Source organism: Bradyrhizobium liaoningense (assembly GCF_018130825.1).
GTDB lineage: Bacteria > Pseudomonadota > Alphaproteobacteria > Rhizobiales > Xanthobacteraceae > Bradyrhizobium > Bradyrhizobium liaoningense_B.
This window is the reverse complement of the sequence record NZ_JAFCJS010000001.1, coordinates 1,031,683-1,053,377: the sequence shown is the minus strand read 5'-3', so window position 1 is coordinate 1,053,377 and position 21,695 is coordinate 1,031,683. Positions and strand designations below refer to the sequence as shown.

23 protein-coding genes are annotated in these 21,695 nt (G+C 64.0%); 15 read left to right on the top strand and 8 right to left on the bottom strand.

Annotated elements, in window-relative coordinates; genetic code table 11:
• Nucleotide 1 precedes the first annotated feature (1 nt).
• The gene (pdxY, locus tag JQ603_RS05050; protein ID WP_212337012.1) at nt 2–820 is read left to right on the top strand and encodes a pyridoxal kinase; all 819 of its coding nucleotides are present in this window, start codon (nt 2–4) and stop codon (nt 818–820) included.
• A 4-nt stretch (nt 821–824) separates the two neighbouring features.
• On the opposite strand, the gene JQ603_RS05045 is transcribed toward pdxY, so the two are convergent.
• Entirely contained in the window at nt 825–2,123 is a 1,299-nt protein-coding gene (locus tag JQ603_RS05045; protein ID WP_212337010.1) for a hypothetical protein, read from the bottom strand.
• Nucleotides 2,124–2,368: 245 nt separating this feature from the next.
• On the opposite strand from JQ603_RS05045, the gene JQ603_RS05040 reads away from it, so the two are divergent.
• From JQ603_RS05040 to JQ603_RS05025, 4 genes are all read left to right on the top strand, one after another.
• Complete coding sequence (locus tag JQ603_RS05040) at nt 2,369–2,572, top strand: hypothetical protein (protein WP_212337009.1); 204 nt, start codon at nt 2,369–2,371, stop codon at nt 2,570–2,572.
• A 150-nt stretch (nt 2,573–2,722) separates the two neighbouring features.
• A complete protein-coding gene (locus JQ603_RS05035) occupies nt 2,723–2,971 on the top strand; it encodes a hypothetical protein (protein ID WP_212337007.1) in 249 nt (82 codons plus the stop codon).
• A 309-nt stretch (nt 2,972–3,280) separates the two neighbouring features.
• Nucleotides 3,281–3,427, top strand: a complete 147-nt coding sequence (locus JQ603_RS05030) for a hypothetical protein (RefSeq protein ID WP_212337005.1) — start codon at nt 3,281–3,283, stop codon at nt 3,425–3,427.
• A 115-nt stretch (nt 3,428–3,542) separates the two neighbouring features.
• Complete coding sequence (locus JQ603_RS05025) at nt 3,543–4,463, top strand: DMT family transporter (protein WP_212337002.1); 921 nt, start codon at nt 3,543–3,545, stop codon at nt 4,461–4,463.
• A 236-nt stretch (nt 4,464–4,699) separates the two neighbouring features.
• On the opposite strand, the gene JQ603_RS05020 is transcribed toward JQ603_RS05025, so the two are convergent.
• Together JQ603_RS05020 and JQ603_RS05015 are read right to left on the bottom strand one after the other, a co-directional pair.
• Nucleotides 4,700–5,050, bottom strand: a complete 351-nt coding sequence (locus JQ603_RS05020; protein WP_212337000.1) for a zinc ribbon domain-containing protein YjdM — start codon at nt 5,048–5,050, stop codon at nt 4,700–4,702.
• Between the two features lie 98 nt (nt 5,051–5,148).
• Nucleotides 5,149–5,343, bottom strand: coding sequence for a hypothetical protein (locus tag JQ603_RS05015; protein WP_212338277.1), 195 nt, complete (start codon nt 5,341–5,343; stop codon nt 5,149–5,151).
• A 167-nt stretch (nt 5,344–5,510) separates the two neighbouring features.
• Here JQ603_RS05015 and JQ603_RS05010 point away from each other — a divergent pair, with 167 nt between their 5' ends.
• The 6 genes from JQ603_RS05010 (at nt 5,511) to JQ603_RS04985 (ending at nt 9,507) form a co-directional block, all read left to right on the top strand.
• Nucleotides 5,511–5,912 carry a VOC family protein gene (locus JQ603_RS05010; protein ID WP_212336998.1) on the top strand — a complete coding sequence of 134 codons (402 nt, stop codon included), beginning with the start codon at nt 5,511–5,513 and terminating at the stop codon, nt 5,910–5,912.
• A 293-nt stretch (nt 5,913–6,205) separates the two neighbouring features.
• The gene (locus JQ603_RS05005; RefSeq protein ID WP_212336997.1) at nt 6,206–6,841 is read left to right on the top strand and encodes a cell envelope biogenesis protein TolA; all 636 of its coding nucleotides are present in this window, start codon (nt 6,206–6,208) and stop codon (nt 6,839–6,841) included.
• Nucleotides 6,842–7,012: 171 nt separating this feature from the next.
• Nucleotides 7,013–7,600 (top strand): hypothetical protein, encoded by a 588-nt coding sequence (locus JQ603_RS05000; protein WP_212336996.1) that lies wholly within the window; start codon nt 7,013–7,015, stop codon nt 7,598–7,600.
• 16 nt (nt 7,601–7,616) lie between these two features.
• Nucleotides 7,617–8,105, top strand: a complete 489-nt coding sequence (locus JQ603_RS04995; protein WP_245003374.1) for a hypothetical protein — start codon at nt 7,617–7,619, stop codon at nt 8,103–8,105.
• A gap of 142 nt (nt 8,106–8,247) precedes the next feature.
• Nucleotides 8,248–8,529: a hypothetical protein gene (locus JQ603_RS04990; protein WP_212336992.1), complete on the top strand. Its 282-nt coding sequence runs from the start codon at nt 8,248–8,250 to the stop codon at nt 8,527–8,529.
• Nucleotides 8,530–9,000: 471 nt separating this feature from the next.
• The gene (locus tag JQ603_RS04985; protein WP_212336990.1) at nt 9,001–9,507 is read left to right on the top strand and encodes a hypothetical protein; all 507 of its coding nucleotides are present in this window, start codon (nt 9,001–9,003) and stop codon (nt 9,505–9,507) included.
• A 178-nt stretch (nt 9,508–9,685) separates the two neighbouring features.
• On the opposite strand, the gene JQ603_RS04980 is transcribed toward JQ603_RS04985, so the two are convergent.
• Complete coding sequence (locus tag JQ603_RS04980; protein ID WP_212338200.1) at nt 9,686–10,672, bottom strand: hypothetical protein; 987 nt, start codon at nt 10,670–10,672, stop codon at nt 9,686–9,688.
• Between the two features lie 222 nt (nt 10,673–10,894).
• On the opposite strand from JQ603_RS04980, the gene JQ603_RS04975 reads away from it, so the two are divergent.
• The 3 genes from JQ603_RS04975 (at nt 10,895) to JQ603_RS04965 (ending at nt 11,956) form a co-directional block, all read left to right on the top strand.
• Nucleotides 10,895–11,182 carry a hypothetical protein gene (locus JQ603_RS04975; protein ID WP_212336988.1) on the top strand — a complete coding sequence of 96 codons (288 nt, stop codon included), beginning with the start codon at nt 10,895–10,897 and terminating at the stop codon, nt 11,180–11,182.
• Between the two features lie 18 nt (nt 11,183–11,200).
• Nucleotides 11,201–11,497, top strand: a complete 297-nt coding sequence (locus tag JQ603_RS04970) for a cytosolic protein (RefSeq protein WP_211406704.1) — start codon at nt 11,201–11,203, stop codon at nt 11,495–11,497.
• Nucleotides 11,498–11,662: 165 nt separating this feature from the next.
• Nucleotides 11,663–11,956: a hypothetical protein gene (locus JQ603_RS04965; RefSeq protein ID WP_212336986.1), complete on the top strand. Its 294-nt coding sequence runs from the start codon at nt 11,663–11,665 to the stop codon at nt 11,954–11,956.
• Between the two features lie 105 nt (nt 11,957–12,061).
• On the opposite strand, the gene JQ603_RS04960 is transcribed toward JQ603_RS04965, so the two are convergent.
• From JQ603_RS04960 to JQ603_RS04950, 3 genes are all read right to left on the bottom strand, one after another.
• Nucleotides 12,062–12,658 (bottom strand): phasin family protein, encoded by a 597-nt coding sequence (locus tag JQ603_RS04960; protein WP_212336984.1) that lies wholly within the window; start codon nt 12,656–12,658, stop codon nt 12,062–12,064.
• Between the two features lie 267 nt (nt 12,659–12,925).
• Nucleotides 12,926–13,720, bottom strand: a complete 795-nt coding sequence (locus JQ603_RS04955) for a transglycosylase SLT domain-containing protein (protein ID WP_212338197.1) — start codon at nt 13,718–13,720, stop codon at nt 12,926–12,928.
• 717 nt (nt 13,721–14,437) lie between these two features.
• Nucleotides 14,438–18,208, bottom strand: coding sequence for a vitamin B12-dependent ribonucleotide reductase (locus tag JQ603_RS04950; protein WP_212336982.1), 3,771 nt, complete (start codon nt 18,206–18,208; stop codon nt 14,438–14,440).
• 766 nt (nt 18,209–18,974) lie between these two features.
• Between JQ603_RS04950 and JQ603_RS04945 the strand changes: the two genes are divergently transcribed.
• Nucleotides 18,975–19,871, top strand: a complete 897-nt coding sequence (locus tag JQ603_RS04945; protein WP_212336980.1) for a DMT family transporter — start codon at nt 18,975–18,977, stop codon at nt 19,869–19,871.
• A gap of 19 nt (nt 19,872–19,890) precedes the next feature.
• On the opposite strand, the gene JQ603_RS04940 is transcribed toward JQ603_RS04945, so the two are convergent.
• Nucleotides 19,891–21,690 (bottom strand): cache domain-containing protein, encoded by a 1,800-nt coding sequence (locus JQ603_RS04940; RefSeq protein WP_212336978.1) that lies wholly within the window; start codon nt 21,688–21,690, stop codon nt 19,891–19,893.
• Nucleotides 21,691–21,695 lie beyond the last annotated feature (5 nt).

The window sequence follows — 21,695 nt, the reverse complement described above, 5'->3', positions numbered from 1 at the left end:
CATGCTCGTCATCTCCATTCAAAGCCAGGTGGTCCACGGCCATGTCGGCAACAGCGCGGCCGCCTATGCCATGCAGGCGGAGGGCGTGAACGTCGCGGCGGTGCCGACGACGCTGCTGTCGAACCATCCGCGCTATCCAACCCTCCGCGGCCGCGTGCTGGAGACCGAGCTCGTCGCCGATCTGCTCAAAGGCGTCGAGGAGCGCGATCTCGTCGACGAGGCCGCGGTGCTGGTCACCGGCTATCTCGGCTCGCCCGGCAATGCGGCTGTCGTCGCCGATTTCGTCGAGCGGGCGCTGATCCGCAATTCCAAACTCATCTATCTCTGCGATCCCGTGATCGGGGACGATGGCCGGGTCTATGTCGCCGACGGCATCCTCGATGTGGTGCGGCACCGGCTGCTGCCGGCCGCGAACCTGACGACGCCGAACCAGTTCGAGCTCGAACTGCTCGCGGGTGTTGCGATCGCGGATACGCAGGGCCTGCGCGCGGCGTGCGCGGCGCTGGCTGGCGAGGGCCGCATCGACGTCGTTGCGACCGGCTGTATGCTCACTGACACGCCTGACGGGCAGGTGGAGACAATCCTTTGCGCTGACGGCCAGCTGTCACGCTTTGCGACGCCGCGCCTGCCGATCCGTCCCTATGGCACCGGCGATCTGCTCACCGGCCTGATCGCGGCGCATCTGGCCAAGGGCAAGGCGATGGAGGCTGCGGTGCGGCTCGCGGTCGAGACCATCTTTGCCGTGCTGGTGCGCACGCAAGAGGCCGGCACGGCCGAGATGCGGCTCGTGCCGCTGCCCTCGGTGGGGCGCAAGCCGTAACGGTTCAGGTCGCGCGCTTGCCGGCCGATTGCGCCGATTTCTGCGGCTTGGCCGAGCCTTTCTGCTCGCGCGCGGCTTGCGCCTTTGGCAGCTTGGCATGCGCCACGGCCCGCGCCTTCTTCGGCTTGGCGCTGGCAACGTCCTTGCGGTCCGCGGTGCCACGCTTCGAGAGGTATTCGGCGCCGTCGATCGGGCCGACATGCGGCGGATCGCGGCCGAGATAGGGCCGGCCGATGCCCAGCGCCTTACCGTTGGCGTCGACCCATTTCCACAACACTTCAGTCGAGACCCAGCGCTGCGCGCGGTTGTTGCCGGCGGTCGAGACGATGTCGGCCGCCATGCCGTGGCCATAGCCGCCGCGCGTGCTGCCGCCGTGATAGGAGCGGTCGGAGGCGGCCTTCAGGCCGCTCGCGATCGATTGGCGATAGTCGTCGCGGAACGCGCTGGTGATGCCCGGCGACAGGCCGGCGGCTTCGGCGGCGAGCAGCGTGCGAAACAGTTTTCGCTTGAAGCTCTTGTCCATGCCGCCGATGACGTAATCCATCATCGACATGCGGGCGTGCTCGGCTGCTTTCGGATCCTTCCAGCCGAAATCCTCGTCGACCAGCTTCGTGAAGCTGCGCATGACCGTGACCATCTTGCCCCTGCGCTTGACGGTGACGGCACGGCGCTCCTGCACCTTGATCGAGTCCTCCTTGGGCGTGCGCTGGTAGAGCGCCCAGAGATAGCGATCGATGCAGGCGTCGATGACGAAGCATTCGTCGAGCACGGCGATGGTGTCGGCCGGTGGCGACGCCTTGCTTTCGGTGGTGGCTGCCGGCCCGGTCGCAAGCGCTGCGGGCGACAGCGCGTCGGTAGCCACGATCTCGGCGGGATCGGCGGACGCAAGCTTGACCGGCTCCTGCACGGGTGCGGCCTCGCTGGTGGCGGGCGCCGGCTCGGGCAGAATCTGCGGTGCGGGTGGCTCGCTCGGCAGGATCAGCGCGGGATCGGCGGATGCGAGCTTGAGGGCAGGGGTGGGCACTTCGGGCGCCGGTGCCTCGGTGACCACCGGAACCGGTGTCGCGGCAGCAGCGGCGGCGATGTCAGCCGTCAGCGCAATGCCATCCTCGATCGTCGCAGCGCGCGGAATATCGGCGAGATCGAGACGGCTGAGGTCTTTCGCACGCGAGATTGCGGACACGTTGGCGCCGCTGTTCTCGATCACGGCAGGGGCATAGGCGGACAGAGAGAGCGCCAGCCAGCCGGCCATGACGGCAGAGGGGCACGCGACTGCCACCAGAAGAGACCGCCGATCATTCATGATCCCTGCCTCCAAACGGTTCTGTCCGAACCAGTCTTCTCGGACAGTCTTGCACAGAAAGGCACGCAGCACGTCAATTGTTCGGGGGACCGTGTGGCGGCGCAATGGCGTAAATCGGCGAAAACGGGCTTTTTGGGGAAGTGTGGCCTCGGAGCCACGCGCGGGTTCCCGTCACCGCCGATTTCGATAAATACGAATCGGACGGGTTGCGGCAACTTTCCAGAGGGGCATGGCGTTTGTCGGCCATGACGCATTCCTCGCTTCGTCCCATGGACGCCTTCGATCCCACCGAGCCCGCCATCCTGCACGATCGTGTTTCCGGCAGGATCATCACCTGGACCGCCGATCAGGCCGAGGATTATCGGCGGGCCAGCCGCCTTCGCGGCGATGGGACCGTGGCCTGGAAAACCTATGTCTTCGACGGCTGGGGCGACGTCCTCGGCGGCTGAGCCCGCCGAATCAGGAATTCCGTCCAAGGTGTTGGGCGCGTTAAACATATTGCCATGCGCCGGGCGCGATATTGCGTTGCAACAACGCATGTCGCAATGCAGCAAATCAGGCTTAGATGTGCTCCGAAACTTCCTTCTGGAGCATCACCAATGAACAAGAAGACTTTGTCGATCGCAGCCGCCGTCCTCGCCATCGCGGGCTCGACTGCCACCTTCGCCGCCGAGCTGCCGGCCTATGAGGCCAACGGCATTCCGGCTTCCCCCCTGCAGGTTCGTGTGCTCGGCGCCAACAAGCTCGAGCAGCAGGTGTCGGCGCCCGCCACCAGCGTGACGGCGCTGCAGGCCAGCGTCCTCGCGCCGCGCACGGTCAAGACCGCGACGGTGGGATCGGTCCGCTAAGCTTCCGCGACAAGCACGGTGCGCGCGCATCGTGCCTATCGCAAGATTCGGGTTTTAAGAAGGCCTCGTATCAGGTTGGAACCGCGCTCCCTTGGGAGCGCGGTTTTTCTTTATGGCAGGAGCCGCGCTGTTTTGCGCGTGTGCGCGGATCGAGAAGACGTGACTGAAAAAGAAGCGCGCGAGCCGGGCGTTGTGTACGGCGGTTCAAGACGCGTGTGATCTTCTTAATAGTTGTTTCGCAGATCGCGGCGCCTGATGCGCGCGCCGCATATTGAGCGGCCAATTCTGGACTCATACTGGAGGTCGTTCATGCCCGTTGCGCAGAAAGCCGCTGTTGCCGGCACCTCGACGCGTGAATTCATTCTCAGGCATCTCGCGCTGTTCGCGGCCGCCGCGCTGTGCGTGTTCGTGCTGAGCCTGACCTACGGCCTCGATCTGAGCCCTGGTTTTTTCTGATGCCGCTGTTTGAGCGGCGTGCAAATCGGGCTACGCGCCTTCGTCACGACGTTGCGTGCCAGCCCTGCGCCTACGTGGGTTGAGCCGCGGCGTCTGCCGACATATCGCTTGATCCATGGATCAGCGGACGAGCGGCGCTGACGCTCTCACTCAGAACAACGATGCGGCACCAGCGCTTCTCGGCGTGGTCTGCGGCCTGTCGGCGGCGCTGTTCTGGGCGTTGGGTTTTGCCGGCACGCGGCATGGGCTGAAGGTCGGCTTCACGCCGGTCGATCTCCTCGTGCATCGCTATGTCTGGTCGGGAATCGCGTTCCTGCCGCTGGTCCTGCGCGCCGGCATCTCCGATCTCTGCGGCATCGGCTGGGGCAGGGGCCTTGTGCTGATGGTGCTCGGCGGCCCCGTGATGTCGCTGATCTCCTACACCGGCTTTTTGTTCGTGCCGCTCGGCCATGGCAGCGTGATCCAGCCCTCCTGCGCCACGCTCGGCGGCCTCCTGCTCGCAGCATTGCTCCTGAAGGAGCGGATCTCCGCCTCGCGGCTCGCCGGGGCCATCATCATCGTCGCCGGTCTCGGCATCATCGGCGCGGAATCGATCGGCCATATCGGCACCGAAGGCGTGCAGGGCGACCTGATCTTCGTGCTGACCGGATTGATGTTCGCCGGCTTCGGTGCGGCGCTGCGGCACTGGCGCGTCTCGGCCGTGTCGGCGGCGCTCGTCATCAACGTGCTGTCGCTGCTGCTGCTGCCGCTCTACATCGCGACCGGCGGGCTGGCTCACGTCGCGGCGATCGGCGTGTGGGAGAACGCAATCCAGGCGCTGGCGCAGGGCGTGCTCGCAGGTCCCGCCGCGCTCTATCTGTTCGCCGTCTCGGTCCAGCGCCTCGGCGTCGCCCGCGCCGCGGTGTTTCCGGCCTGCGTGCCGGCGCTGACGCTGCTGACCGGCTGGCTCCTGCTCGGCGAGCCGCCGACGCTGTTGCAGACGGCCGGCCTCGTGACGGTGCTGTGCGGATTCTACCTGGCGCAGCGGCAGCGCTAGGCTGGACCCCGAAAACGGGAAGGCCGCCCCTAGGGGCGGCCACTCAAGTCTCAAAGCTGTGATGCAATCAAACGCGTCGTCGAAATGCCAGCCCCGGGTCGATAAAATAGCTACGCGATACAAAGGCCTGCCCGGCAGGAGCCAGATTACACATTTTTCCCGATTGGATAAGAGGAATTGTGCGTTCCGGGGAAGGAACCGGCGTTAGCGTTACCGCGCGGGTCCGCTGGCCCTCCTTAGGCCTTCCTCACGAACTCCGACTTCAGGTTCATCGCGCCGATGCCTTCGATCTTGCAGGCGATGTTGTGTCCGTCGCTGGCGTCCTGGAGGCGGATGTTGCGCACCTTGGTGCCGCCCTTCACGACCGAGGAGGAGCCCTTGATCTTGAGATCCTTGATTACGATGACGCTGTCGCCGTCGGCGAGGACATTGCCGTTGGCGTCGCGCACGCCGGCGTCCGGCGCCGTGTCCGCAGCCGCATCCGCCGCACCGCTCCATTCGTGGCCGCACTCCGGGCAGACCCAGAGGTCGCGGTCCTGATAGGCGTGCTCGGAGCTGCACGCAGGGCATTTCATCGTGTCGGTCATATCTGTCTCGTTGAGCGCTTCATTCGCGGCGCGACCGTAGGGGCGGGAACCGGGAAAGCAAGCAAAAGCTCAAGGACGCGCCGCCTGCCGGTGCGATATCACCGGAACAGCGCCACGAAGATCACGTAGAGCCAGCCCAGGATGCCGTGGATGATCGCCCACAGGATCGAATGGTTGTTGGTGTAGGAGATCGCGATGGCGAGCGCCGAGCCGAAGCCCACGCCGTATTTCGCACCCTCGACGCGGACGCCGTAATAGCGATTGCCGTTCATGGTGATCCTTCCGTTGTTCATGCCGTGATTCGTCGCTCGGCGGCGGACACTTCGTTTTCTATGGTCCGATGTGTCTCACGCCAGCCCCTTGACGCCAATCAATTTGGAGGAACGTGCGGCACCATCCCGGATTGCACGCAGCTTGGTCCGCGTTACGCTCGCCCTGCAAATCGCGGAGCGAGCCCGCCATGACCTTCCTGCTCAACATCGACGTCCCCGATGTCGCGCAAGCCACGACCTTCTACACCGCCGCCTTCGGCCTGACTGTCAGCCGCCGCTTCGGTGGCGACTTCGTCGAGCTGCTCGGCTGGCCGGCGCCGGTCTATCTGTTGACCAAGCAGGCCGGCACGGTGGGCGCCGGCGGCGATCGCCGCCGCTACGAGCGGCACTGGACGCCGCTGCATATCGACGTGGTCGTCGATGATGTCGACGCCGCGGTGGCGCGCGCGCTTGGCGCCGGCGCGATCCTGGAGATGCCGGCGCGCGATGCGCCCTATGGGCGGATCGCCATGCTGGCCGATCCGTTCGGGCACGGGTTTTGTCTGCTGGCGTTCAGTGCGAAGGGATATGACGCGCTGCTCGAGAGATAGCCGGACCACGCGCCCGGCACCTCGCGGAATTGCCCGTCAAACAAAAAACATCGAAAACAACCCCATGCACAGTAGAAAACATCAGGGATTTCAGAGTTCTGCGATACCGAAAATTGCGTGACCCGTCGGGCAAAGCCGCCCCATGGGGACGAGCGAGACTCGAGAGCCTGCCGTTCGGTGCGACTTCGGCGATACCGAACAGCATTTGACCCGTCGGGCAAAACAGGGGCATGATGGCATTGTGGCGCCGTGCGACGACCGGGAGCTGATGCGTCGCGAGGCCGCGGGGCGAGATGCCAAAACAACTCAAGAGAAAACTGAGGACCTACCAGACCTCGCTCGGCTTCTACGACCAGGCTGTCGCGGCCCCCTCGATGAAGGCGGCGCTCGAGGCCTGGGGCGCCAGCTCCAATCTGTTCCACCAGGGCGTTGCCAGAGAGAGTGACGATCCCGACGTCGTCGCCGCGACCATGGCCAAGCCCGGCGTCGTGCTCAAGCGTCCGGTCGGATCGGACGGCCCGTTCGCCGAGAGTGCGGAGCTGCCGACCGCTCTCGCCGACGCGGAGAACAAGCCCAAACGTAAGCCCAAGCCGGGCAAGCGTGCCGCCAGGACGGCACACAAACCATCCCGCAAGCGCGACGATCAAGAGGCACGCAAGTCCGCCGCGGCGTTCGAGAAGGAGGAGCGGCGGCGCGAGGCCGAGCGCCGCAAGGAGGATGCCGCCCGCGCCAAAGAGCGCGCGCGCCGCGACAAGGCGGTCGCCGCGGCCGAGGCGGCGCTGGACGAGGCGAGGCAGGAGCACGCGGCGCGCACCGAGGAGATCGAAGCCGCGCGCGCCGCTCTCGACGAGCGCGCCGAGGCCGAGCGGTCCCGATGGGACAAGCAAAGGACGAAGCTGGCGGAGGCGGTGCGCCGGGCGCGCGCGTAGGGGCGCGCAATCCTGGCTACGGCGACAAGCCGCTCATCCGGGTCAAGCTTGCTGCCATAATCGTCGAAGAGTCGAGATCGGTACGACGCCCCCGGTCCTCGGTACATTTCCCGATGGCGGCAAGCGATCGGTTGCGACACGTTGGCACGGCCAAACGTGACGATGGATGCCATGGCCATGCCGACCGGCCGCATCGAGCTGAAGCTTCGGAAGGTGTCGCAGCTCTTCAACACGCTGGATCCGTCGCCATTCAGGGAAAGTGAACTTGCGCTCGACGCCGAAGACTACATCGTGGGCCGTGCGCAGGAATTGCCGATCGATGCGCCCATCGCGATCGTCATTCACCTGCCGCCGGACGAGCTTGCGCAGCCGTCCGCAAGCGACATCGTCATCGCGGTGAAGGATCATTTCGACCTTAGAAGCCAGGCGATGACCAGAGAGATGCGGGAGCTGTTCAAGACCGGGCGGCTCTCGCTTGCGGTTGGCCTTTCCATCCTGTCGTTATGCCTGGTGCTCGGCTGGCTCGTGTCGCTAAAGCTGGACGAGAATCCCGTTTCCCGGATCCTGCAGGAGAGCTTCCTGATATTCGGCTGGGTTGCGATCTGGAAGCCGTCCGACATCTTTCTTTACGCGTGGCCTCCGATTGCCCGCCGCAGGGCGCTTTTCCGCCGGCTCGCGGCTGCGGATGTGGTGCTTGATAGCGATGTTCCCTGGCGTTCCCGTTCATCGAAGGAGGAGAAGGATGTCGAGGCCATGTAAATTCGAGTCCAGCATCTTGAACCATGACGAGCAGCAGATTGTTCTGACGTCGCACCATCCCGCGATCGGAGACGTCGATCGCGCGGCTTTGGAGAAATTGCGCAAGCTCCTGCGTGACCTTCGCGACAAGGAACGAACGCTCGCGCACCGCCAACGACGCGTCGCGAAAGGTTCGGCTGATCCTGCTGGACGCCGCACACCGGGGGCGGGAGCAAACACGTTCCGGCGCAAGGAAGTTTTTGTTGCCGCCCTCAAGCGCGTCAACAAGGAGCTGAGACGAGTCCAGAACTTCGAAGCACGGCGCGAGCTGGGAGAAGCGGCCCGACGGGCGCTGGCGCTGCGCCGGGCGAGGCAATTCGCGCGCCCGGAAAATCATCCGACGCCAAGTGACGGCATGCGTGCGCTGCCGAGCCGTCGTCGGATCGTCAAGCTTCCTCCCTCGAAGATTGGTCGGGTTTCGCAGGCCAACAAGAGGGCACAGGCCAGGCGGGACTCACGGCGCTGACCGGATGGCGCCGGCCGCTGCGACGACCTCTGATGGCGGCATGTCGCCAGTCGCAGCGCAGGCGGTGCGTCGGGCGTGAGGAAGCGAATTCGCTTGCCTTGCCGTGAGTCCTTTTGCACTCTGGTGGCAGGGAGGCCAACGCATGACAAAAATGACGCTCGCCTGTGCGCTCGGAACGGCCCTGGTGCTGTGCAGCCAGGGGATATCGGGTGCTGAAGCCCGGACGCGGAAGGCGCAAGTCGTTCGCGCACCGCAGGAGAGGCTGATCGTCACCGCGCCTGTGCTGAGGCCGACGCCGTGGGATTACAATATCGTTCCACGCTATCGCTATCGCCCTGAAGACGACCGGGTCGATCCCTACGGCCCGCCGCTGGTGCCGTCATATATTCGCTACGAGGCGTGGCGCTGGCCGTATTGGTGGTAATGATCGACAATTCGTAGGGTGGGCAAAGCGACTTGTCCGCCGTAGCTCGAAGAGCGAAGGCGGAAGCGTGCCCGCCAACGCTCCCTCAACAGAAAATGGTGGGCACGGCGCAAGTGCGCCTTTGCCCACCCTACGGCACTGTAGCCCGGATGAGCGAATCGATATCCGGGACGTTGTGCCGAGGCATTCCCCGGATGTCGCTGCGCTCATCCGGGCTACGCTCCTTTGCCAATCCCCGTCCTCCGCCGCACGCGCAAAACTGCGGCTTCATCGCGTTGACCCTGGCGGCATAGCCCGCAACCATGGGAGGTTGCGCGATGATGAACCCCTCATCGCTGCGTGCGGCGTCAACGATCGGGAAAAAATGGCAAAGCTGCGACTGTCAAGTATACATCGGGGTGGAATGCCACTTACCCCCGTAATAAACCCAATACTGTTTGGGGTTCTGGGTGCGTATTGGGAGGACCAATCATGGCAAGTGTTGAACAATTGCGCAGACGGGAAGGCGTGAATCTGGTTCAGCTCGAGGCCGACATTTCGTCGGTACGCTCGGGAAGCTCTCTCACTTCCATTGCATTGCCTGATTACGTCGAGCACACCGCGGGCGTCACGCGCGTCGGCGCGCTCAGTGCAGAGGCGGTCATTCGCGACTATGAGTCAGCCGCAAAAGAGATCGAGGCCATGGGCACCGAGTTGATCGACGCCGCGCAAAAATGCGAGGCGCTGACGGCCCAGGTCCATGATGCGATCGCCTTCATGCGGGAAACGGCGGCGGGGTATCGTGAAGAGGGACGGAAGATCTTCAAGCGCATCGAAGAATGCGCGCTGTTCACCGAGGACGTCCGCAAGACATGCGAACACGTCAAGCGCAGAATGGCGGAAGTCTCGGTAGGCCCGTCTCCCGATGAGGAGCTTGCACCGGAAGATTCCGAGATGACCGGGATCGCCGCCACGGTGTCGATGACCGAAGTCCGGTGAGGCGGGCGTAGGTCCGTAGAGTGGGTTAGCTTCCCGCGACTGCGCAAAGCGCAGCTCGCGCAGCGTGACCCATCACTTCTGCCTCCGCGGAAATCAAGAGGTGGGTTACGCCAGCGGACTGCGCTTCGCGCCGCCGCAGGCTAACCCACCCTACGGCACTGTCTCCGCGCCTTTCGGGCTACCAATCCGGATCGTAGGGGTCGTAGGGCGGAGGCATCCAGCGGCCGCGCGGCGGCGGCCTGAACCGCCGGGGTGCGGCGTCAGGCACGTGCGGCCGGGCGCGCGCTTCGTTGTTCATCACGCTGCGCACGACGGGCTTGGCGGCTGCAGGCGCGGATGACGTGGTCAGTTGCGTTTGCAGCGCCTGGACCTGCGCGGCGAGGCGCGCCTTGTCTGCCGCATCCTTCTCCTGCGCCGCCTTGAGCTGTTGAATGGTGGCGGCCTGCTCGCGCAGGGTCTGCTCGTTGCTGCTTTTCAGCTGCTCGAGCTTGCCGCTGATGCTCGCAAGCTCGCTCGTGATGGCCTTGAGCGATTGCGCGAGTTCGGACGATGACGCCTCGGGCGCCGTGGCGCCGGGCTTCGGGGCGCTTTCCGTGTCCTTAGGCACCGGCGGCGCCGGCACCGGGCTCGGCTCACCCGCAGCAGCCAGCAGTACGGCCTGCGGCTGCGCCGGGCTTTCCACCGCGGCCGCTTGCGGGGAACTGTTCGCGGCCGGCGGGGCCCATCGTGCGATGATCGACTGGCTGATCGATTTTGCCTCATCGCGATATTGCGAAGCGAAGGCAGCGCCGAGAAGGCCGATCGCCAGCACGAGGCCGACCAAAGCGCGCATCATGGTCCGATCTCCCTTCAAGCCTTGATCGCGAACCGCGACCTTCGGAACCTTCGCATCCGGCGTCGACGCCTTGTTTCCGGGAGTGGCGGCTGCCGTCGCACCAGGGCTTGCGTGCGAGGCTCGCTTGCCTTCGCTGTCGCGTTCCATTCCGGAAACCAGCCGGTCCAGCCGCGCAAGGTCTTCCTCTGCGCTCTTGATCCGGTCATAGGCCCGCGCCAGCCCTCCCTCGGCGCGCGCCTCGTCCGGCTTGGCGGCATCAGGCTTGGAAGTATCAGGCTTGTCGGTATCAGGTTTGGGGTCGTTCGTTTCAGGCACCGATGCGCTCTCCATCCGGTCGGGCGTCAATGGGAGGCAGTCCGATCATGGGAAGGATAGGTCTCGCCGCTATCAGACACAACGCGTGTGCCAAGGAAAAATTATGGCGGGCTCGGCACACGATGCGCGACACGGCGTTGTCGCGCGATCGCTTTGAATTTTCCGGCACTGAAACAGCCGGCGGCTGCTACCCCAGGCATCCCTGCGACGTGCTATGCTGTCGCGGGAGGAATCGCAATGAAGGTCCCTGCCGCGATACTCGCCCTGCTTCTTTCAAGTCCGGCCGCCGCCCAGGAGTGCCAGACATGCTCGATGGCCGACGCCTGCATGAAGGAATACGCCAAGACGACGGCGGAGGCCCAGCGGGCCACCAGGCAAGGCATCCGTGATTGGAAGCAGAATCTGGACAGAAAGGCCTCTGCAGAATTGTCCAGCAGGGGCATCCTCGCATTGCAAGACGCCATGGAGGCACAGGTCCGTACGGAGCTGGAGCGCCTGAAGGAGTGCCTGGCGAAGATCAGGTAGGGTGCAAAGGAGGATCCGATGAAATCGCTTTTGCTGCTTACGGCGAGCGGTCCGCTGCTTGTTCTCACCTCGCATCAGTCCCTGAACGACCTGAAGCTTCTTGGAGTGCTCAGGCAAAAAGGTATCGGCAAGTTCGTCGCGTTCGAGGTTCCCTTGTCGCTGGCCAGGGAGCGCTACGGCGGGCACTTTCATGCGGTTGAAAGCAACCTGCACGAGACCGATGATTTGAGAGTGCTCGACTTCAATGGCCAGCGGGTGTTTCAGCTGTTTCGTTTCGAAGAGCTCGGTTCACCGATCCTGATCGAACAGTCGTGATCGGTTTTGCCCTGCGGCATGATCCGTTGCGAAAAACCTGTTCATAGGGTTGCGGCGCCGAGAGGAGCCAGTTGAGCAGCGCTGTTCTCACCATGAACGTTCCCTTGGAGGAACGGGCGCTGGTTCATTCCGTTTCCTCGAGGGGGCTTTTCGGAGGAGGACAACATGAAAGCAAGGATCATCGCGCTTGCGGCTGCCGTTGTCATGGCTACAGCGCCAGCCGTGTTTGCTCAGGGTGTATCGAGCAAGACGCCAGGTCATGAGATGCAGAAAATGGGTTCCAAGACGGGCGAGCCGGGCGCTTCCAGCTACGCTCCTGGGCATAAGAAGAAGCATCACGCGAAGTCCGCGAAGAGCACCAGCCCCGGCGCGTCGAGCTACGCCCCGGGTCAAACCACAGGTCAAACCACCGGCGCGAGCACGAGGCCGACCACCGGCTCGAGCAAGTCAGGGTACTGAACGCCAGGCGGTTCTTAGGTCCAGGCACTGACGGGACACAACGACCGGTCGGACGCAGGATGGGTTGAGCCCATCACGTCAAATGGTGGGCAGGGCTTCCGGTCGTTAGTGACGAGTCGCGCGGATTTCGAGCGTCGTCTGCGTGAGCTTGGCCACGAACCCCTCAAGATGCATGACCCTTTGTTTGGTCATTTGTTCATGCAACACGGCGATCTTCTGGGATTCGGTGACAAAGGAGTCGCACACCTGTTTCGCGTACTCCATCTGAAGCTCAAAGGCCTCGACGGGTGAGCGCGCCGTCGCGAGCTTTTCCAGGAAGGTCCAGGCGTGCTCAAGCGACGTCTTGATGTAGCCGCTATAGGCATCGGCAATCGCCTGCGTGCCGGCCAGGGAGGGTTCCACCGGTGCGACGGGCGCGCTGGCAGCGATCTCTGTCCCGGACGGCAAGGCTGCGGGCGAGGGTACCTGCGCACTGATCGGTGGGCTCGTCTCTACCTCTTGCTCGGTCTCTTGCCTGTTCTCTTGCTCGTTCTCTTGCCGTTTCTCTTGCTCGTTCTCTTGGCTGATCTCCACCGAGGCATCCGGCAATGGATGCGCTGCAGTTGCGTGTTGCTCGCCGGCCCCGGTCCGCTGCCCGGCCTTCTTCTTCCCGCCGCGCCGGCCGGATTTTCCCGTTGGCTTATTTTCTATCCTACTCAACATTGCAAATGGCTCCTGAATATCGCTGAAGCCCGCAAGCCTCCGTCGCGTTTGCGCTGAAATCGCGATTGTGGGTTGTCGCTTGCGTGGCGGCCATGTGGTGAGATTTTGCCGGGCATCGGCAGGGCCGTAGGGTGGGTTAGCTCCGCGATTGCGCGGAGCGCAGTCCCTCGGCATAACCCACCTCTTTCATCTCGGCGCGCGCAGAGGTGGTGGGTTACGCCAGCGGACCGCGCTTCGCGCGACCGCCAGCTAACCCACCCTATCGATCTACGGATCTTCCGCCGCCAGCCGCAGAAACTGCCGCTTCATCGCGTTGACCTTCCCGACATAGCCCGCGACGAGGTGATCGCCGCAGCGTGTCCCCGCGATCATCTGAAACTTGCGACGCGTGAAGGCTGTGGCGGGACCTGCGCCGCAGAGATGGATGAAGGCGGCCAGATCCTGCTTCTGCTCGCGGCTCGCCTTCACATCGCCCGCGAGGCCGAGAACCATGGCCACCTGGCGGTCCAGATACACCGACGTCAGCTCGATGGCGTGGCTCGGGATCGCGCGGATGTAGAAGCTTGTGAAGCCGCACCCTGTCTCCGTGACCGCGTTGCCGCGAACACAGAACCGCGCGGCCTCGCGGTAGGCCGGATCGGTCATCTGGAAGAGCCCGACGGCGCTGGAGGCCGGCCGGTAGATCGCCAGCGGATTGAAACTCCACCGCCAGCGCCAGTAGGTGCGCGCCACCGGGTTGCCCGAACTCTCGACCTGCGCCAGCGCGGCCAGCAATTCGGGGGTGATGGTGGTGGTGGAGTAGGTGCGGAAGAGGGGGGCGTATCTCGCCCAAGTCTCTGCCGGCTCCTTGTCGAGGGAATTGCCGACGAGGACGAAGAGTTCGGTTGGCTTGCGGATGACGTGATAGGCGAGGTTCAGGAGGGCGAGGGCTGCGAGCAGGATAGCCAGGCCGGCCGCGATCCGAACCATCCGTGGTGCGCGCGAGAACTTCTTTCGTGCCCACTGGGCGCGCCGCCTAACGCTGCGCAGTCGAGGGAGGAGTGGACGATGGGAAGTGGACATTCTGGCTGACTGTGCGGGCTTTGGTTGGCGCAGCGGCAGGGCCAATCGCCGTGCGCCAAAAGAGTCATACCGCAATTGTGAATTACTCCACAGACGGCGGCCGTCCAGTCTGTTTATCTGCCGCCAACGGGCCTCTCGTGCGCGCGTTTGGCATTGCGCATCTGGCGCCTTCGCATTTCGAAATTTCTGGGTGATCGCTATGGGCGTTTTTCATCGCACAGCCATGCTTTGCAGCTGGTTCATCGAGTCCACCATGAGCGGGTGTACCGAGAGATTTCGTGTGCGCTGAACAGGGCGCACAGAGATTTTTCCGAGGCCCCGCCGGTGACGGACGGGGCTTTTTCATGTTCGCAATCTGCCCATTCCGCCCGGCGGAGCCTTCGCGAGAAGGAGGCAGGGTCATGTGGGAGTATTTTGGACCCGATTTCGCTTTCGACGTGGTGAAAGGAGTGGTCGCCGGAATAGCCTCAATGGCATTTCAGGTCGTGGCACCACGAACCTTTCGTGCCGCAAAGCAGCTTCGTGCGCGCTGGGTTGCGAGGAAAGCGGCGAGGCGCGCTACGAGACGGGTACGCAGCAATGCGGTGGCCAATGACGAGCGTTGAGGAGCGAGGGGCCCGACGCATTAAGCGATGAGGTTGCTGAAATAAAAAGGGCGGCCGAAAGGCCGCCCTTCGCATTGTCCGGATCTAACGATCCTCGAGACGCTCTACCGCCTCACGAACACCCTGTCGTGCTGCCGCAAGTATCGCACTTCATGCAGGTCCCATTCCGCACCAGCGTGAAGTTGCCGCACTCCGAGCACATCTCGCCCTCGTAGCCCTTGGCCTTGGCTTCGGCGCGGCGCTCGGCCTTGGTGGGGACGATGGTTTGCGCGGTGCCAGCCTTGCTCCATTGCAGCTGTTCGAGCTTCTCCGTGGGGGAGAGGTCGTGCTGGACTTCCTGCTTCAGAGCGACGGCGCCTTCGAGGGCGTCGCCGACACGGGCTGACGCACCGTGCGAGGCGAGGGCCGTGACCTTGCTGCCGCCGGCGGGGGCGCTGTCGTTGCCTTGGGCGACCGCGGTCGAGCCACCGCGCATCACGACGAGGTTGTCGGTCCGCGAGCGGGTGAGGCCGCGCGAGACCAGCCTGGTCGCGTGGTGGCCGCCGTCCTCGTCCGGCTCCTTGCCTTCCTCGACGCCCTTGCCGAGCGCGTCAAAGCCGGTCTCGTTGGGATCGACGTGCGCGAGGTCGAAGCGCGACATGTAGCTCACCGCCAGTTCGCGGAAGACGTAGTCGAGGATCGAGGTCGCGTACTTGATGCTGTCGTTGCCCTGCACGGGGCCCGCCGGCTCGAAGCGGGTGAAGGTGAAGGCGTCGACATATTCATCGAGCGGCACGCCGTATTGCAGACCGAGGGAGACCGCGATCGCAAAATTGTTGATGAAGGAGCGGAGCGCGGCGCCTTCCTTGTGCATGTCGATGAAGATCTCGCCGAGACGGCCGTCATCGTACTCGCCGGTGCGCAAGTAGACCTTGTGGCCGCCGACGACCGCCTTCTGGGTGTAGCCCTTGCGGCGATCCGGCATCTTCTCGCGCTCGCGCATCACGATGATGCGCTCGACCAGCTTCTCGACGATCTTCTCCGAGACCTGGGCGGTGCGCGCCGCCATCGGCTTCTCGTAGAGATGGTCGACCGCATCGTCCTCGTCCTCATCGTCGCTGATGAGCTGCGAGTTGAGCGGCTGGCTGAGCTTGGAGCCGTCGCGATAGAGCGCGTTGGCCTTCAGCGCCAGCTTCCACGACAGCATGTAGGCGGACTTGCAGTCCTCCACCGTGGCGTCGTTCGGCATGTTGATGGTCTTGGAGATCGCACCCGAGATGAAGGGCTGGGCCGCCGCCATCATGCGGATGTGGCTCTCGACCGAGAGGTAACGCTTGCCGATCTTGCCGCAGGGATTGGCGCAGTCGAACACCGGATAGTGCTCGGCCTTGAGGTGCGGGGCACCTTCCACCGTCATCGCGCCGCAGATGTGGACGTTGGCCGCCTCGATCTCGCGCTTGGTGAAGCCCACGGCCTGGAGCAGGTCGAAGCCCGGAGCCGCAATGGCTTCCGCGCCGATGCCGAGCTGGTCGCGGATGAAATCCTCGCCAAAGGTCCACTTGTTGAAGGCGAACTTGATGTCGAAGGCGGTCGGCAGCGCCTTCTCGACCTTGGCGATGGCTTCATCGGTGAAGCCTTTTGCCTTCAGCGTCGAGGCGTTGATGCCGGGGGCGTTGGAGAGCGAGCCGTGGCCGACGGCATAGGCCTCGATCTCCGCGATCTCGCTCTCGCGATAGCCGAGCGCGCGCAGCGCGGAGGGCACCGCACGGTTGATGATCTTGAAGTAGCCGCCACCGGCGAGCTTCTTGAATTTTACGAGCGCGAAGTCCGGTTCGATGCCCGTCGTATCGCAGTCCATCACAAGGCCGATCGTGCCGGTGGGCGCGATCACCGTGGTCTGGGCGTTGCGATAGCCGTGCTTCTCGCCGAGCTCGAGCGCCGCATCCCAGGCCGCCTTGGCATGGGTGATGAGGTCCTGTTGCGGGCAGGAGGCGTGGTCGAGCGGCACCGGGTTGACGCTGAGCGCCTCGTAGCCGGACGCCTCGCCATGCGCGGCGCGGCGGTGGTTGCGGATGACGCGCAGCATGTGCGCGGCGTTCTTCTTGTAGCCGGGGAAGGTGCCGAGCTCGGCCGCGATCTCGGCCGAGGTCTTGTAGGTGATGCCGGTCATCACCGCGGTCAGCGCGCCGCAGAGCGCACGGCCTTCCTTGCTGTCATAGGACAGGCCCATGGTCATCAGCAGCCCGCCGATATTGGCGTAGCCGAGGCCGAGCGTGCGGAACTCGTAGGAGAGCTCGGCGATCGCGCGCGAGGGGAACTGCGCCATCATCACCGAGATTTCGAGCACGATGGTCCAGAGCTGGCAGAGGTGCTCGTAGCCGGCGACGTCGAACTGCTTGGTCGTGGTGTTGTAGAACGTCAGCAGGTTCGCCGAGGCGAGGTTGCACGCCGTGTCGTCCAGGAACATGTATTCCGAGCACGGATTGGACGCGCGGATGTCGCCGGACGCCTTGCAGGTGTGCCAGTCGTTCATCGTGGTGTTGAAGTGCAGGCCCGGGTCGGCCGACGCCCAGGCGGCGTAGCCAATTTTTTCCCAGAGGTCGCGGGCCTTCAGCGTCTTCGTCACCTTCTTGGAGGTGCGGGCGTTCAGGTTCCAGTCGCCATCGGTCTCCACGGCGCGCAGGAAGTCGTCCTTGAGCGAGACCGAGTTGTTGGAGTTCTGGCCGGAGACCGTGAGATAGGCTTCGCTATCCCAGTCCGTGTCGTAGGTGTCGAACTGGATGTCCTTGTAGCCTTGCTTGGCGAACTGGATGACGCGCTTGATGTAGTTGTCAGGCACGAGGCTGCGGCGCGCGAGCTTGATCTCGCGGCGGAGTGCCGGGTTCTTCTCGGGATCGAAGCAATCGTCGCCCGAGCCTTCGCAGTTCACGCAGGCCTTCAGCACCGCCTTGAGGTGCTTCTGGTTGATCTTCGAGCCGGTGACGAGGGCGGCGACCTTCTGCTCCTCCTTCACCTTCCAGTCGATATAGGTCTCGATGTCGGGGTGATCGACGTCGACGACGACCATCTTGGCGGCGCGGCGCGTGGTGCCGCCCGACTTGATCGCGCCGGCAGCGCGGTCGCCGATCTTGAGGAAGCTCATCAGGCCGGACGAGCGGCCGCCGCCGGAGAGTTTTTCACCCTCGCCGCGCAGGCGGGAGAAGTTGGAGCCGGTGCCGGAGCCGTATTTGAACAGGCGGGCTTCGCGGACCCAGAGGTCCATGATGCCGCCTTCGTTGACGAGGTCGTCACCGACGCCCTGGATGAAGCAGGCGTGCGGCTGCGGGTGCTCGTAGGCCGACTTGGACTTGGTCAGCTTGCCGGTGAAGGGGTCGACGTAATAGTGGCCCTGGCCGGGGCCGTCGATGCCATAGGCCCAGTGCAGGCCGGTGTTGAACCATTGCGGCGAGTTCGGCGCGACCATCTGCATGGCGAGCATGTAGCGGAGCTCGTCATAGAAGGCCTGGGCATCCTCGTCGGAGGAGAAATACTTGCCCTTCCAGCCCCAATAGGTCCAGCAGCCGGCGAGGCGGTCGAACACCTGTTTTGCGCTGAGTTCGCTGACGAAACGCTCTTTCTCCGGGAGCGCGGCGAGGGCTTCGGTATCGGGCACGGAGCGCCACAGGAAGGAGGGGACGGATTCCTCCTCGACCTTCTTCAGGCGCGCGGCGACGCCGGCTTTGCGGAAGTACTTTTGGGCGAGAACGTCGGAGGCGACCTGCGACCATTCGGTCGGCACCTCGACGTTATCAAGCTTGAACACGACCGAGCCGTCGGGATTGCGAATCTCCGACGTGGTCAGGCGGAATTCGATTCCCGCGTAAGGTGACTGTCCTGAAGTGGTGTGGCGCCGCTCAATCCGCATGGTCTTGCCCCGTCCTTATCTTTGACCGGTCCCGCCCCTCGTTGAGGGCGTGCCGGGTCGTCATTTCGCTTCGCGCTTCCTCGAGAGCCTCATCGGCCCAAAGGCTTCGCAGTTCAGCCGGTGGATTCCGGCCCAGTTTCTCCCGACGCGATTCCTCGATGCGTGCATCGATCATCCGCCGGCATGTCCACGCTCATCCGCCCCAACGGGATGCGCGCGACATGCGTTCAACGCCCCACAACGTCACTTCTTCAACCGATGCCATTCGAGCCTTTTGCCGGCCCGTTCTGGCGCCCGAAAAGTCCCTTTCACAGGGCAGACAAGCCCTTATTCCGCTGCCTTTGGCTGGCCGGCGGAGTGGTGATTTGCGAGACCCTTTGGGGGAGTGCCGGCGGGACGCAAACTCACTCGCGCCGAACGGACCGAAAGCTAGGACTCTCCGTTGCGCCCGTCAAGAACTAGTGCGAGTTCCTGAATCAAATACTAAATATGGTGGATTGCGGGGGATAACAGGGGGCATGCCCGCGCCTGTTGTTGTGCCAAGTATCAGTGAGTCCTCAGGGATTCCCAACTGAAAAAATTTGCATTCCGTGACGATGCGGACCTTCATCCCGCTGTTCACAGGGCAGCTATATTTTTGAGCAATGGGATTGCGTCACCAGGACTCACGTAGCCCTACGGAGGGTGAGGGCAGGCATGCCCGCCGAGGTGGTGGTCGGAGGTGCGAATCCGGGCCAAGCTGAGCCCGATTTGCCGGACTACCCACATGCATGATTCGACTCGCCGGGATGCGCGACCGCGCATCGCCCCGGCCGGCCTGATGTTCCTTGCGATTACCTCGATCGGCTGGGGCTTCAATTGGCCGGTGACCAAATTCCTGCTCGCCGAGCTGCCGCCGCTCACCCTGCGCGGGGTTACGGGCGTGCTCGGGGCCGTGCTGCTGGCGGCGCTGGCGCTCGTCCGCCGGCAGAGCCTGAAGGTGGAGCCGGGGGTCTGGCCCCGCCTGCTCACCGCCGCCATGCTCAACGTCACAGGCTGGATGGTGCTGATGGGCCTGGCGCTGCTCTGGCTGCCGGCGAGCGAGGCGGCGCTGATCGCCTACACCATGCCGGTCTGGGCCTCGATCATCGCATGGCCGGTGCTCGGTGAGCGGCCCACGGTCTTGCGCACGCTGGGGCTGGTGATGGCCTTTGCCGGCCTTGCGTCGATCATGGGCGGCAACGGCATTGCCGCCAGCGCGGAGAAGCTGCCGGGAATCATCATGGCGCTGGGCGGCGCGTTCGGCTTTGCCGTCGGCACGGTGTTTTCGAAGAAGTACCCGATCCATCTGCCGCCGATCACGGCCGCGGCCTGGCAGATCGGGATCGGCTGCCTGCCGATCTCGGTCATCGGCCTCCTGGTCGAGACCACGCATCTGGACAAGGTGACGCCGGTCGGCTGGTGGCTGCTGGTCTACTCCACCGTCGTGCAGTTCTGCATCGCCTATGTCAGCTGGTTCGCCGCGCTGGCGCGTTTGCCGGCGTCCGTCGCCGCGATCGGCACCATGGCGGTGCCGGTGATCGGCGTCGTCGCCTCCGCCATTGCGCTGGGCGAGCCGCTCGGGGCAGGGCAGATCGCGGGGCTGGTCTTCACGCTGGCCGCGGTGGTGCTGGCGACGCGCTAGCCGTCCGGACGCCGGGGTATCAGTGGTCCTGAGGCTCTTTCTCTCGCCGGCGTTGTCCCGAGCCCGGCGGTTTGAACGGCAAGTCAGCAGGTGCGACAGCAAAGACTTCGAGGGCCTCGTCGTAGCCTTTGATGGTCCGCTGTCCGAGCGATGCCAACGGAACGCTATCCCTTACCCTTCCAGCGATAGTGGGATCAGCCAGGATCTGCGCGTCCTTCGCGAGATTGCAGAGCCGCGACGCCAAATTCACCACGGCTCCCATCGCCGTGTAGTCGAGCCGACCGTTATAACCAACCGTTCCGACCGTTGCCGGTCCCATGGCAACGCCCACACCAAAGCCGATCGCGTGGCCGGCGTCGCACCATTTGCCGGCAAGGGACTGCACCGTCATTTGCAGGTCGATCGCGAGTCGGACCGCTTGAGTTGCCGGCTGTTCGCATGCGACCGGGGCATTGACCAGGAGCATGACTCCGTCGCCATCAAAGCCGATGAGCGTCGCCTCGTGACGAGTCGTCACGGCGCCGACGGCCTCGTAGTACTCGCGCATGACGGCCATGATGACATCGGGTTCATTGCGCGTGGAGAACGCCGTGAAGCCGCGCAAGTCGCCAAAAATGACGGCCACTTCACGTCGCTGCCCTTCGAGCAGTTCATGAGAATGCTCGACCAATTCGGCGACCTGTGATGGCAGGAACTGCTTCAGCCGTTCGATCCGCGCAGATTTCTGCTGCGAGATCGCCAGTTCAGAAGCCATTTCATTGAAGCGCAACGCCAGTTGCTGCAACTCGTCACCGCTGAAGATTTTGATGCCATGCTCGAATTGTCCGGTTCTGATCCGCTCCACGCCCTCTTCCAGTTGCTTGATCGGGCCGGACATTCTGTGCGCGCGCCAATAGGCGAGCGCCAGCGCGATAAGAACACCAAAGACAATGAGAATTGACGAGCGCCACAACGCCGCGCGAATTGATGCAAAGGCTTCCGAGGCCGGCTGCATCGCGATCACCGTCCATCCCACATCGGCGGCCTGAACGGATAGCGCCACCACCGGCTTGCCTTGGTCCCCGGTTATCACCGCCGCTCCGCTCGCCGCGCCAACGAGATGCTTGATCCGGCCGAAACTGTCCGAGCTGGCGCGGCCGCGCAGAACCAGACTGATATCGGGATGTGCGATCAGATGACCGGAGTCATCGACAACAATGGCGTAGCCGGTCTCGCCAATTCTAATGGCTGCGATGACATCCCAGATCAGCTTCAGATTGACCTCGGCGATCGCAACCCCCGCGGCCGGCAGGCTCCCGGCAACCGCTATCCTCATGTAGGGCTCTGAATCTCGCTGGTACTGAACCGGTCCGTACCAAACCTTGTTGGCGCGTGCGCCCATAACAGCGGGATCCGTAGACATATCAATGCCGCGCCCGGTCCTGTTCAAAAGCAGCCTGGAAACAAAGACCCGTTCGGTGCCGGTCTCATCCAGAAGCGAAACCGAAACGATTGCAGGCACCTGCTGGAGGAGGCGCAAGGCATCGATCTTATGTTGCGCATCGTCTCCGGCAGACCAGGGAAGCTGCACCATCCAACCCAGCTGATCTCGGATGCCATCGGTGAACGCCTCGATCCTGTCGGACGCCGCGCGAGCATCGGCGTGCAGCACCGCGCTGATCTGGCGACGCTGGTCTCGGTAACCGAAAGAAGCCTCGACGGCCGCGCCGAGTATCAGAGGCACGACCGCGGCGACAAACAACGTCGCGAAGTACTTGCAGAACAGTGAGCGACGCGGGGGCATCGTACACAATAAGGACTGCGCAGCACCGTCCGTCATGACTG